A 12628-nucleotide genomic window follows, 5' to 3' on the forward strand; every position below is an offset into this window, starting at 1 on the left:
TCCTGTGCTGTAAGCGACTAGTCGCTAACACCACTTGCACTGCTGGCTCTTCTCGCTTTTGACCTCCGAATGGTTTCGGTTGCTTGTGATATTTATTAGTTAATAACTTTTTTCAAAAAAATAAACGAGACTGTGTAATCAGTCCCGTTTTTAATTGAGGGGTAATAATGGATCAGATTTTGGTGATTTTAACGTTTGTTTGGATGTTGGTTACGGCGATTTTTTTAGGGTTGAGCTTAATTCGCAGTTTATTGGAATTGAAGTATGTTCGTGCTGCTAAAAAAGATGACCGGCTGGAGATGGATGAGGATTTACAAGAAAAGTTTGTTAATGTACATCAATTTGCCGGGATTTTAGTGTCGATTTTAATTATGATCGTTTTTTCGGTTCAAATTGGACAAACGTTCAATGCTTCGGTCGATCAGTCGTTGAAGAATTTATTGTCGGCTAGTTATATTCAAAAGACTACTTGGTTGATTGTATTTATTTTCTATAATCTATATGCGATCGTTGGGTCGTACTATTTGGTTTTCCAAAATCGTTACATAAGAAAAATATTTAAAAAACAATAACTACACTTCCACAAAAATTGCTCGTTCTTCGTAATTATTAATATCGTTATCTAAAAAGATATTAGGAGAAATATCTTTTGCTTTTTGATTACCTAGAACGGTGATCCTATTCAATCTAAATATGTGATAAATAGTTGGTAAATACTCGATGGCAATGTTTGCATCGAGTATTATTTTTTCTAATTTGGGTTTTAAAATGAGTTCTTTTGCTTCTTCTAAATTGATATCTTTACTGATATGAAGGGTAGTTTCAGACATATTTTTACGCTTTCTGACGATTGTAATATTTTAAATAATATCTGTGGCTTTTACCTAGAATAACTAATTTGGTGACGCTGGCATTGTCGGGTTCAGGGATCATCATTGGATCTTTTGGTTCAAATAATCCTAACATAGCGGCTTTTATAGCGAATCCGTGTGTTACGATCAATATTTTTTCGTTAGGATATTTTTCAGCTGTCTCCACTAGAAATTCTTTTACACGATTGGAGACTTCTTCAAAAGTTTCACCGTTAGTGGCTCTTTTGACGTAGGCTGGTAAAACGTCTTTTACGTAGGGATCGAATAATTCGGGATAGGCGGCTTTTAAATCATCATTTTTAAGGCCATCCCACTGACCATAAGAAATTTCAATCAATCTTTTATCGGTTGAAACTGGCAAATTATAACCTTCGTTTAGGATGTCAGTTGTTTCTAAGGTTCTAAATAGGGGACTGCTGATGATTTGATCAAAATTAGAAATATCAAAAGTTTTGTGCAGATTTCCTACTTGAGCTTTTCCGGCATCATTTAGGTGAGTCATCTCAGTATTGATGCTTCCTTGCTTGATACCAGTGGCGTTGGCATTAGTTTGACCATGCCGTACTAAATAAAATTCCGTCATTTAAATTCCTCTTTTTTCTATTGCTTGTTATTGACACTTTAATAATTCATTGTTAAACTTCTTTTAAGTTAATTGGAGGTTTATTAATTATGTTAGAACAATATCATTTTATCTTAATAAGCTCCTCCTTGTCTACATGGTTATCCGTGTAGGCCTATTTAACATTAGCCGCATGGATTTCAAGCGATTGAAAACTGTGGGGCAATAAGTGTACTGACGTAGTCCCCACAGTTATCTGTGGGGACTTTTTTATTTTCGAAAGGGATGAAGGATATGTCAGTATATAATTTTGCAGCAGGCCCAGCTATGTTGCCAACTAGTGTTATTCAACAAATAAAGGGTGATTTACCATCATTTAATGGTTCTGGAATGAGTGTGATGGAAATCTCCCATCGTTCTGATCTTTTTGAAAAAATAATTGCTGAAGCTAAAACTAATTTATTGAATTTATTAAATCTGTCTGATGATTATGAAGTTTTATTTCTTCAAGGTGGAGCTACTACTCAATTTGCGGCTATCCCGATGAATATTGCTAAAACAAAACACATTGGATTAGTTGATACCGGTCATTGGGCAGTTCGAGCACAAGAAGAAGCACAAAAGGCTGGAATAAAAGTAGATACGATTGCTTCTTCTAAAATCGATCACTATCACGATATCCCTAAAGTGATAAAGCCGCAAGAAACTTTGGATTATGTGCATTTGACAACAAATAATACGATCGAAGGAACGTCTTATAAAACACTGCCAGAATTGAATGAGCCGTTAGTGCTTGACGTCTCTTCTAATTTTTTGGCACAAAATTATCTATTTAAAAATGTTGATGTTATTTATGGAGGCGCTCAAAAAAATCTCGGTATCGCAGGTCTTACCATAGTGGTCATTCGTAAGGACCTGATCACCAAAAATGATCTGCCAAGCATGTGGAATTACCAAATTTTAGCTAAGAAAAATTCAATGCTGAATACTCCACCGGTATTTGCCATTTATACAGCCAATTTAGTTTTGAGATGGCTCAAAGATCTGGGTGGAGTTTTGGAAATAGAAAAACGTAATCTTCAAAAATCGAATCTTGTATATGACTTTTTGAATAATTCAAAACTGTTTACTAATCCAGTCAAAAAAGATTCACGCTCGCTAACTAATATTATTTTTAGCACGGGAAATGACGAACTGGATAAAAAATTTATCGTTGAAGCAGAAGAAAATGATTTGCTAAATCTTAAAGGACATCGACTAGTTGGCGGTATGAGAGCTAGTTTGTACAATGCCATGCCATATGAAGGCGCAAAAGCTTTAGTCGAATTTCTTGAAAAATTTGAAAAAGAAAACAGGGGGATCAACTAATGTATCAAGTAAAAACATTCAATGCCATCGCTAATAAAGGGTTAAAAACATTCACCACCGATTATACGATCAATCAAGAAGATGCACCTGATGCTTATTTGATCCGTTCAGTAAACTTGTTAAAAGCTCAATTTCCAACAACTTTAAAAGTTATCGCAAGAGCTGGTGCCGGGGTCAATAATATTCCCTTAAAAGAAGCTACTGATAACGGAATAGCAGTGTTCAATACTCCAGGAAGCAATGCCAATGCCGTTAAAGAATTAGTTATTTCGATGATGATCGCTACTTCTAGAAAAGTTTTTGCGGCCTATGATTATTCTCATAAAAATATCCATGCTGATATTTCTAAGCAAGTTGAGTATGACAAAGCTAAATTTAACGGGACAGAATTATTTGGAAAGAATCTTCTAGTAGTTGGACTTGGCAATGTCGGCTCATTAGTCGCCAATGAGGCAGTTAATTTAGGAATGAATGTCAGAGGATACGATCCGTTTTTATCGGCTGATTCGGCTTGGAAAATCAATAATAGAGTGCAACGTTTAACTAGCCTTTATCAAGCTTTAAAAGATGCCGACTATGTAACGATCCATGTGCCTAAAAATAAAGACACGATCGGACTTATTTCAACTAAAGAAATTCAAGCTATGAAAAAAGGTGTGATCCTCTTCAACTACGCTCGCGGCGGGATCGTCGATAATCAAGCTGTCGTTGAAAATTTGGGAAAAATTCAATTTTACTGTACTGATTTTGGAGATGATATTATTGCTGACAACGAAAAAGTTATCACAACACCTCACATTGGCGGATCAACTTTAGAAGCTGAAGATAATGGGGCAATCAAAGCGGCGAATACAATTATGAACTTCTTGGAAAATGGCGACACGGTCAATTCAGTTAATCTACCGGGAATGAAATTGCCATTTAACGCTCCGTACAGATTTACTATCATGCATAAAAACGTACCTAACATGGTGGGCCAGATCACGACCTTTTTGGCACAGGCACATGTCAATATTAATAACATGGCCAATGCTGCTAAAGGTGAAACTGCTTATACGATTATAGATGCTGATAATTTAAATTATAAAGAACAGTTAATAAATCAAATTCAAGCAATACCTGAAGTTAGACGGGTACGTTTAATTGATCACAGGTAAAATATTATTGTTTCCTTTTGAACTATGTTAAAACAAATACAAAGGAGCAAACAAATTATGTATAAAGTTTTGATTGTACTTCATGAAGGCGACGATTACATTCGCATGAATAAAGTTTACGTGGAAAATATGCCGGTAGTTGGTCAGTATATTATTCATTCTGATGGATTACCATATTACGTCGAAGAAGTGACTTCTTTTGTCGGCTATGTAAGCAGTAAAGGAGCCATAGCCATCATAGTTGTTCATCCCGCTCCAAAGGATTCGGCTGTTAATGATTTGTATGGATTAGATATTGAGAAAGACTTAGATGATCCTGAGTATAATAAACATAATTAAATTTTTGTTGTTTAATTAAAAAGACTTTATTGCCTGTCAATAAAGTCTTTTTTTATTATAATAAAATTATAAAATTTAATTTTATTATAAAAAAACTGTTTGAATTCTAAGCAACTAGTTGTACAATCTTAACAATCACGGTTTAAATTAAAGAGTGATAAATCATTTTAGGTCAATTTATTCAAGAAAGGGTGAAACAATGAAACGTTACTTGGTATTAGAAGATGGAAATATTTATTCCGGCCAAGCATTTGGTGCCGATACTAACGCGTTCGGCGAATTAGTATTCAGCACGGGGATGTCTGGATATCAAGAATCAATTACAGATCAATCATATAATGGGGAGATTTTGATGTTTACCTTCCCACTAATCGGAAATTACGGTATCAACCGTGATGACTATGAATCAATAACCCCAACTTGCAAAGGTGTAGTAGTACATGAATTGGCCCGACGATCCAGTAACTGGAGAATGGATCTGTCATTAGATGATTACTTGAAGCAAGAAAATATTCCTGGTATCAGCGGTATCGATACTCGGGCAATAACAAGACACATTCGTTCAAAAGGAGCTTTGAAGGCTGTTTTAGTAGATGAAGTTACTGATACAACTGTTAGTGATTTACAAAAGGCCAGTTTGCCTAAGGATGAGGTTGCAACAAGCACCACAAGCAAACCTTATTCTGTACCAGCGATCGGTAAAAAGATCGTGTTGGTAGATTTTGGATTGAAGCTTTCTATATTAAGAGAACTATCAGCTAGAAATTGTAATATTGTCGTTTTGCCGGCAGATTCTAGTGCTGAAGACGTTCTTAGCCATGATCCAGACGGGGTCATGTTGTCAAATGGACCTGGTGATCCTAAAGATGTAACGACCGCCTTAGAAATGATTCGCGGCGTGGAAAAAGAAGTGCCATTATTTGGGATTTGTTTAGGACATCAGTTATTTGCCTTAGCTAATGGAGCTAATACATTCAAAATGAAATTTGGACATCGTGGATTTAACCATCCTGTCCGTGAACTTAAAACTGGTCGTATAGATTTTACTTCCCAAAATCATGGTTATGCAGTTGATCGTAACTCATTAAAAGGTACTGAACTTGAAGTAACTCATGAGGAGATCAATGACCAAACTATTGAAGGAATCAAGCATAAAATCTACCCGGCCTTTTCTGTGCAATATCATCCTGATGCTGCTCCTGGTCCACATGATGCAGATTATTTATTTGATAGATTTATGCAAATGATCGATGAAAATGAGGAAAAGGGGAAAGTTTCACATGACTAAAAGAACTGATATACATAAAATCATGGTAATTGGCTCCGGCCCGATTATTATTGGTCAGGCAGCTGAATTTGATTATTCAGGAACTCAAGCTTGTATGGCTTTAAAAGAACTCGGTTTTGAAGTTGTTTTGGTCAATTCAAATCCAGCCACGATCATGACTGATAAAGAAATCGCCGATCAGGTTTATATTGAGCCGATCACTTATCAATTTGTTTCGCAGATTTTAAGAAAAGAACTTCCTGATGCAATTTTACCGACTTTAGGTGGCCAACAAGGACTAAATATGGCGATGGAACTTGCTAAATCAGGTATTTTAAAAGAATTAGATATTGAATTATTAGGTACAAAACTCGATGCGATCGATCAAGCAGAAGACCGTGAAAAATTCCGTAGTTTGATGAACACTTTGGGCGAACCAGTCCCTGAATCAGCTATTGTCAATGAATTGGAAGAAGCTGTTAAAGCAGGTAACAAGATCGGTTATCCTTTGATCGTTAGACCAGCCTTCACTATGGGAGGAACTGGTGGTGGAATTGCTGATAATGAACAAGAACTTCGCCAAATCGTTGATCGTGGATTGACTCTTTCACCAGTGACCCAAGTTATGCTGGAACAAAGTATCGCTGGCTTTAAAGAAATTGAGTTTGAAGTTATGCGTGATGCTAATGATAACGCCATGGTCGTCTGTGGTATGGAAAATTTTGATCCTGTCGGAATTCATACTGGTGACTCGATCGTGTACGCTCCGATCCAAACTTTAAGTGATCGTGAATTTCAAATGCTTAGAGATGTTGCCTTAAAGATTATTCGTGCTTTGAAAATCGAAGGTGGCTGTAACGTTCAATTGGCACTCGATCCTAAGAGTTTCCAATATTACGTTATCGAAGTAAACCCTCGAGTTAGCCGTTCTAGTGCTTTGGCTTCTAAAGCAACTGGTTATCCGATTGCTAAAGTCGCTGCCAAAATTGCCGTTGGATTAACTTTAGATGAAATTATTAATCCAGTTACAGGAACAACTTACGCTGAATTTGAACCAGCTTTAGATTATGTTGTCTGCAAGATCCCTAGATGGCCATTTGATAAATTCACTAAAGCTGATCGTTTATTAGGCACACAAATGAAGGCAACTGGTGAAGTTATGGCAATTGGTCGTAACATTGAAGAGGCAACTTTAAAAGCTGTCAGATCACTAGAGATCGGTTTGAACTATATTGATGAACCCAAACTACATAGTATTTCTGATGAAGACTTAGATGAAGGTCTAGTCGAAGCAAAAGATGACCGTCTGTTTTACTTAGCAGAAGCAATCCGTCGTGGTATTACGATCGATGAATTGGCTGATAAAACTAAGATAAGCTTATTCTTCTTGGATAAACTGCTTCATATAATTGAAATTGAAGATGATTTAAAAAAGAATATTGATGATAAAGAGATACTCTTAGAAGCTAAGAAAAATGGTTTTTCTGATGCTACCGTTGCCAAATTATGGAATCGATCAGAAGATCAAGTTCGCAAATTTAGAACTGATAACAAGTTATTGCCAGTCTATAAAATGGTCGATACTTGTGCTGGTGAGTTTGATTCTGAAACACCATATTTTTATGGAACATATGAAACAGAAAATGAGAGTATCGTCAGTGCTAAACCATCGATCTTAGTTATTGGATCTGGTCCGATCAGAATTGGACAAGGGGTCGAATTTGATTACGCTACCGTCCACTCTGTTAAGGCTATCCAAAAAGCTGGCTATGAAGCTATTATTATGAATAGTAATCCAGAAACAGTTTCGACCGATTTCTCAGTTTCTGACAAATTGTATTTCGAACCACTAACTTTAGAAGATGTTTTAAACGTTATCGAGTTAGAAAAACCAGAAGGTGTTATTTTGCAATTCGGTGGTCAGACGGCGATCAATTTAGCAGAACCACTATTAGCACACGGTGTTAAAGTTCTAGGAACTAGTGTTGAAGACATCAACCGTGCAGAAGATCGTGATGAATTTGAAAAAGTCATCAATAAAGCTAATATCGCCCATCCTAAAGGCGATACAGCCGATAATGCGGAAGATGCTTTAGTGATTGCTAAAAAGGTTGGATATCCAGTCTTAGTACGTCCAAGTTATGTTTTAGGCGGTCGTGCTATGGAGATTATCCATCATCAAGAAGATCTCGATTATTACATGCATAATGCCGTTAAAGCCTCACATGATCATCCAGTTTTAGTTGATCATTACTTGATCGGTAAAGAGTGTGAAGTCGATGCCATTTGTGATGGTAAAGATGTTTTGATCCCAGGTATCATGGAACATATTGAACGTGCCGGAGTCCATTCTGGTGATTCCATGTCAGTCTATCCAACCCAACATTTTTCAAAAGATGTTTGTGACCAAATCGTTAACTATACAAAATTATTGGCAAAAGACCTTAACTGTATTGGGATGATGAATATTCAATTTGTCGTTCATGAAGAAAAAGTCTACGTTATCGAAGTTAACCCTCGTGCCAGTCGGACAGTTCCGTTCTTGAGCAAGGTAACCGATATTCCAATGGCCCAAGTAGCAACCAATGTCATTTTGGGAAGATCACTTCATGAACAAGGCTATCAAGATGGATTAAAGCCTGTTGGTGAATTAGTTCACGTGAAAGCACCGGTCTTTTCATTCTCGAAATTGAATGGTGTAGACCCATTATTAGGACCTGAAATGAAGTCAACCGGTGAAGTAATGGGAACAGATAAAACATTTGAAAAGGCACTTTATAAAGCCTTTGAAGGTGCCAAATTACACGTCCCAGATCATGGTAAAGTTTTGATAACTACTAAGAATTCAGACGTTGAAGAAGGTTATCAAGTTGCAAAGAGATTCCGTGACTTAGGATTTTTAATATTATCAACCGGTAATACAGCCGACTACTTAGCTTCTAAAGGTTTAAAAGTTAAAAAGCTTGAACCTAAAGAATTGCACCAGATGATGCTAGACAAAGAAATCGACGTAGTTATCAATACAGTGATCGATGATAAGGATCATGGAGAATATGTCAGAACCTTGGCAATTGCCCATGGAGTAACGTTATTTACAGCTATTGATACAGTTTATGGAATGCTTGATGTCTTAGAATCACAGTCATTCTATACAAAAGCACTGTAAAATAAAATAAAAGAGTCCAAAATCAGTTTAGATTTTGGACTCTTTTTGTTGAGTATTTTTAGTACGTAAAAATATGGGAAATATGAATTTGTTTAATTTTTTTAGGATACGATATAAAGTCGTATTTTAGTGTAAAAGCAGTTATATATTTTAAAATAAAAAAAATAAAGGCCTACCACTAGCCTTTATTGCGAGAGATCCAGAGCCTACCACAAACTCTGTTTACAAGCAGTTGAGAAGGAGTACTACATGTAACAATAACAAGAAGTTAGGTTCATATTTCCCGCCCATATAAACCACCTTTATTATAAAGCTTTACTTATATTATTTCCACACTTTGTGAAAAAACATTTTAATTAAAATCAATAACAGAATATTATAACTATTAGTAGTTTAAGCGCTATCAATATATAAAATCATGGTAAGAACGATAAGTTTTTTCTGAAGTAAAATTGCTATAAATGGCTACATCATTGGTATATGTCAATTCCCAATAATCCAAGTTTATAATTGTGGTTATAAATATCATTAATAATGTTGGATAATCTATGTTGATAAGAATTTTGTTTAAATTATGAATTGAAGGTGGGATGAGTCTTGGAGGAATTTAAAGGAATGTCCATAAAGAGCGATGAAGTAGTTCGCGAATTAGAAGAATCTGTTGGGACTTTTAACATCAATTCAGAAGAAGTGTTAATTGAGTTAGTAATGAGTTATATATTTAAAATGAATAAACAAGTTGATTGGCAAATGCCATTGGCTAACTTACGTAGTGATCTTGTTTATTATTCTTTGCAAAATGGTGATATTAATAAACGCGATGTTGAAGAATTGTTATTTAAAATCAATTATCTTTTGAATTGTCGATAGGGTTTGAAATGTTTTTTTGTCGTCTCCGATCAAAAATGAGAAACTCCTGCAGTGGGACCGCCTTGAGCCTTGGTCTCAAGGCTCGATTCCAAGCTTCGCAAAGTACGCGAATCTTGGAATTCGTCCTGTTATCTAAGCGATAAATCGCTAAGATAACTTTCACTGCTGGTGTTTCTCATTTTTGTTCTCCGACTGAATAACAAGGAAAAATGAATTTGGGTGAACTTTTTTTGGTTCGCCTGTTTTTTTGTTTTACCCTTATTTCTTTTTGCAATGATATTATATTTATGAGGTGAAATTGATGGTTAAAATTTATCAGAGAAGTTTTCAAGATATTCCGGTACTTGAAGTGGTTGAAGAAGAGTATCGCTATGAAAAAGTGCCATTGGTTGTTTTTTATCATGGTTGGCGTTCTGAAAAGGAACTTGTTTTGACGCAGGCTAGAAAATTGGCTGCTAAACATATTAGAGTTGTTTTGCCGGATGCTATGAACCATGGAAAAAGATTAGAGGATGTTTCGTCGATTCCTTCATTTACTTTTTGGAATAGTATTCAAGGTAATTTAGCTGAATTTGAATTGATCCTGAGCTTTTATCAGAAGAGAGATCTGATTAAAGATAATAAAATTGGTGTTGGTGGTTATTCGATGGGTGGTATGACTACTGGTGCTTTATTTGCGCAACATCCAGAGATTACTGCTGGAACGATTATTATGGGAACGCCTAATTTGAATGCCTATGCAAAATTGGTTAGATATCATGCTAAAAATCATGGTATTTATGTGCCCAAGGATTTAAATATGTTGACTAGTTGGATCGACAACTACGATTTAAATCTACATCCAGAAAAAATTAACAAGCGTCCGTTGTTATTTTGGCATGGAACTGAAGATGAGCGTATTCCTTATGAAGAGTCAAAGGACTTCTTTGACAAGATCCAGGGGCATGAATACGGTGAGCAGGTTGCTTTTATTACTGGCTACAAGGCTGGGCATTTAGTAGAGCCTCCGTTGATGGATAAAATTGCTAATTTCTTTGAGTATTATTTGAGTTAGGGTCCGTCTGCCGTCTCCGGTCAAAAATGAGAAACGTCTGCGGTGGGACCGCCTTGAGCCTTGGTCTCAAGGCTCGATTCCAAGCTTCGCAAAGTGCGCGAATCTTGGAATTCGTCCTGTTATCTAAGCGATTAATCGCTAAGATAACTTTCACCGCTGACATTTCTCATTTTTGACCTCCGACTAGTTTTGTGTTTTTTAGTTTGTTTTGAGTAGATAACTTCTTTTTGGGTTATCTATTTTTTTTGTATAAAATTTGTGTAAAAAAATAGTATCCAGTTTCTCTAATTTAATAGAGTTAAACTGAATACTATTAAAATACAAGTCGGAGGAAAAAAGCGGGCAGTTCCAGCTGTGCAAATGCTGTTAGCAATTTATTGCTTACAGCATGGACGCATTTTAAGATTCGCGAACCTTGCGAAGCTTAAAATCGAGTTTTGAGACCAAGGCTCAAAACGTTCCCACAGCAGGGACTGCCCGCTTTTTACCGGAGACGACAAAACAATCTAAAACAATCTTAAAGCAAATTATAAGGAATCCCGCTAATTTTGCGACGTAAAAGCTTGCCACTTGATGTTTGTGGAAAATGGTCAACTTGGCGAAATTCTTTTGGAACTTTGTAATGTGCCATATGATCTCGTCCATAATCGATCAAATCTTTACCAGTTAGATAAGCGTTTTTGTTCAAGATAACATAGGCAATGGGTATCTGACCCCAGTTTTCATTGCGTTTGCCAATGATAAGAATTCCTAAAATACCTTCGATCTTACTGTAAATATTTTCTATTTCTTCGGGGTAAATATTTTCGCCGCCAGAAATTATCATGTCGTCTTTTCTGCCTTTAACAAAGAGAAATCCCTCATCATCTAAATAACCAATATCACCGGTTTTGAAGAATCTGTCTTTAGTCAGCCGTTGTTTAAATAATTCCGGCATGTTGAGATAACTTTTTGCTAAAGTAGGTGACTTAACTTCGATCTCACCGATACCCTCGTCGTTTTTTTGAGCGATCCGCAATTGAACTGGGAAGAGTGCCTGCCCAGATGAACCGACTTTTCTTTCTGCATCGCGATTGTTCAACGCAACGACGTTTGAGGCTGTTTCGGTCATGCCATAACTTTGAATTACTGGTATTGCCAGCATATTGCATCTTAATAAAGTCCAGTTGTCGATCGGACCTCCGCCTAATAAAACACAACGAAAATTGCTGTTGTATTTTTGCTTAGGGGCTAAATTGTTTAAGAGTCGTTTTAGCATAGTCGGAACTAATGAAATAATCGAAGCTCGTTCATTGATCAGAATCTTGTTGATGTAAGTTTCGTCAAATTTTGGTATTAAATAGATGCCAATTCCATAAATCAATGATCGCATCATAATTGAAAAGCCTGAAATGTGGAACAAGGGGACCGATAAGACCCACGAATCACGATAATTTATTCCTAGATTTAAAGATGTCGCAATTGCCGAATAAAAATGATTGCCAAAGGTCTGTAAAACGCCTTTAGGTCGGCCGGATGTTCCCGAGGTATACATGATCGAAGTGATGTCGTCGTTATTAAATTCTTCCACAGGTTGATAACTTTTGTCAGGGACTAGTGAAAGTGTGTCAGAGATATGCACTTGTGGAAAATTAACTTGTGCTATTTCTGATATGTCAGTACCGTCATCGATCAGGCAAAATTTGGAGTTTGAATCTCTAAGCTGAAAAGCTAATTCGTCTTTTGATAGGCGAGTGTTTAAAAAAACAATTTCAGCTCCGAGCTGCTGCAATGCTAGGACTGCAATATACCCGTTGAAGCTGTTAGTGATGAAAACAGCGATACGATCGTGTTTTTTTGCACGAGTCGATAATTTACTGGCATATAATTGAACACTTTCATCTAATTCTTTAAAGGTGAAGTCAGAATGTTCTAGGATCAATGCTGTTTTATTTGGATTTAGCTGAGCTTGTTTTTTTAACCAATTTTCCAAA

At 36.2% G+C, this 12628-nt stretch carries 11 protein-coding genes; 8 read left to right on the plus strand and 3 right to left on the minus strand.

All coding sequences use genetic code 11. The features are described from left to right. Positions 1-167: 167 nt before the first annotated feature. A complete protein-coding gene (locus tag EKM77_RS05845; protein ID WP_125593127.1) occupies positions 168-572 on the plus strand; it encodes a hypothetical protein in 405 nt (134 codons plus the stop codon). Here EKM77_RS05845 and EKM77_RS05850 read toward each other — a convergent pair whose 3' ends face one another. Both EKM77_RS05850 and EKM77_RS05855 read right to left on the minus strand, forming a co-directional pair. Next, entirely contained in the window at positions 573-830 is a 258-nt protein-coding gene (locus EKM77_RS05850; RefSeq protein WP_125593128.1) for a hypothetical protein, read from the minus strand. A gap of 4 nt (positions 831-834) precedes the next feature. Next, positions 835-1455 carry a histidine phosphatase family protein gene (locus tag EKM77_RS05855; protein ID WP_125593129.1) on the minus strand — a complete coding sequence of 207 codons (621 nt, stop codon included), beginning with the start codon at positions 1453-1455 and terminating at the stop codon, positions 835-837. Positions 1456-1728: 273 nt separating this feature from the next. On the opposite strand from EKM77_RS05855, the gene serC reads away from it, so the two are divergent. The 7 genes from serC (at position 1729) to EKM77_RS05890 (ending at position 10655) form a co-directional block, all read left to right on the plus strand. Further along, a complete protein-coding gene (serC, locus tag EKM77_RS05860; RefSeq protein WP_125593130.1) occupies positions 1729-2802 on the plus strand; it encodes a 3-phosphoserine/phosphohydroxythreonine transaminase in 1074 nt (357 codons plus the stop codon). Beyond that, positions 2802-3959: a phosphoglycerate dehydrogenase gene (locus EKM77_RS05865; protein WP_125593131.1), complete on the plus strand. Its 1158-nt coding sequence runs from the start codon at positions 2802-2804 to the stop codon at positions 3957-3959. Before serC ends, EKM77_RS05865 begins: the two co-directional genes overlap by 1 nt. A 57-nt stretch (positions 3960-4016) precedes the next feature. Beyond that, positions 4017-4298 (plus strand): LysR family transcriptional regulator, encoded by a 282-nt coding sequence (locus tag EKM77_RS05870; protein ID WP_125593132.1) that lies wholly within the window; start codon positions 4017-4019, stop codon positions 4296-4298. Positions 4299-4497: 199 nt separating this feature from the next. After that, entirely contained in the window at positions 4498-5586 is a 1089-nt protein-coding gene (locus EKM77_RS05875) for a carbamoyl phosphate synthase small subunit (protein WP_125593133.1), read from the plus strand. Further along, positions 5579-8731 (plus strand): carbamoyl-phosphate synthase large subunit, encoded by a 3153-nt coding sequence (gene carB / locus EKM77_RS05880; protein WP_125593134.1) that lies wholly within the window; start codon positions 5579-5581, stop codon positions 8729-8731. The genes EKM77_RS05875 and carB overlap by 8 nt, the downstream gene beginning before the upstream one ends. A gap of 615 nt (positions 8732-9346) precedes the next feature. Continuing rightward, entirely contained in the window at positions 9347-9601 is a 255-nt protein-coding gene (locus EKM77_RS05885) for a hypothetical protein (RefSeq protein WP_125593135.1), read from the plus strand. A gap of 301 nt (positions 9602-9902) precedes the next feature. Next, on the plus strand, positions 9903-10655 hold the full coding sequence (locus tag EKM77_RS05890; RefSeq protein WP_125593136.1) for an alpha/beta fold hydrolase: 753 nt from the start codon (positions 9903-9905) through the stop codon (positions 10653-10655). Between the two features lie 517 nt (positions 10656-11172). On the opposite strand, the gene EKM77_RS05895 is transcribed toward EKM77_RS05890, so the two are convergent. Continuing rightward, positions 11173-12627: an o-succinylbenzoate--CoA ligase gene (locus tag EKM77_RS05895; protein ID WP_125593137.1), complete on the minus strand. Its 1455-nt coding sequence runs from the start codon at positions 12625-12627 to the stop codon at positions 11173-11175. Position 12628: the final 1 nt, after the last annotated feature.

The organism is Companilactobacillus baiquanensis, from assembly GCF_003946605.1.
GTDB classification, from domain to species: Bacteria; Bacillota; Bacilli; order Lactobacillales; family Lactobacillaceae; genus Companilactobacillus; species Companilactobacillus baiquanensis.

Bases quoted from the DNA above. Each gene is read 5' to 3' on its own strand.
- EKM77_RS05865 (WP_125593131.1), top strand. From the start codon at position 2,802: ATGTATCAAGTAAAAACATTCAATGCCATCGCTAATAAAGGGTTAAAA.
- EKM77_RS05850 (WP_125593128.1), bottom strand. From the start codon at position 830: ATGTCTGAAACTACCCTTCATATCAGTAAAGATATCAATTTAGAAGAA.
- EKM77_RS05890 (WP_125593136.1), top strand. From the start codon at position 9,903: ATGGTTAAAATTTATCAGAGAAGTTTTCAAGATATTCCGGTACTTGAA.
- EKM77_RS05845 (WP_125593127.1), top strand. From the start codon at position 168: ATGGATCAGATTTTGGTGATTTTAACGTTTGTTTGGATGTTGGTTACG.
- EKM77_RS05855 (WP_125593129.1), bottom strand. From the start codon at position 1,455: ATGACGGAATTTTATTTAGTACGGCATGGTCAAACTAATGCCAACGCC.
- EKM77_RS05870 (WP_125593132.1), top strand. From the start codon at position 4,017: ATGTATAAAGTTTTGATTGTACTTCATGAAGGCGACGATTACATTCGC.
- serC (WP_125593130.1), top strand. From the start codon at position 1,729: ATGTCAGTATATAATTTTGCAGCAGGCCCAGCTATGTTGCCAACTAGT.
- EKM77_RS05875 (WP_125593133.1), top strand. From the start codon at position 4,498: ATGAAACGTTACTTGGTATTAGAAGATGGAAATATTTATTCCGGCCAA.
- EKM77_RS05885 (WP_125593135.1), top strand. From the start codon at position 9,347: ATGTCCATAAAGAGCGATGAAGTAGTTCGCGAATTAGAAGAATCTGTT.
- carB (WP_125593134.1), top strand. From the start codon at position 5,579: ATGACTAAAAGAACTGATATACATAAAATCATGGTAATTGGCTCCGGC.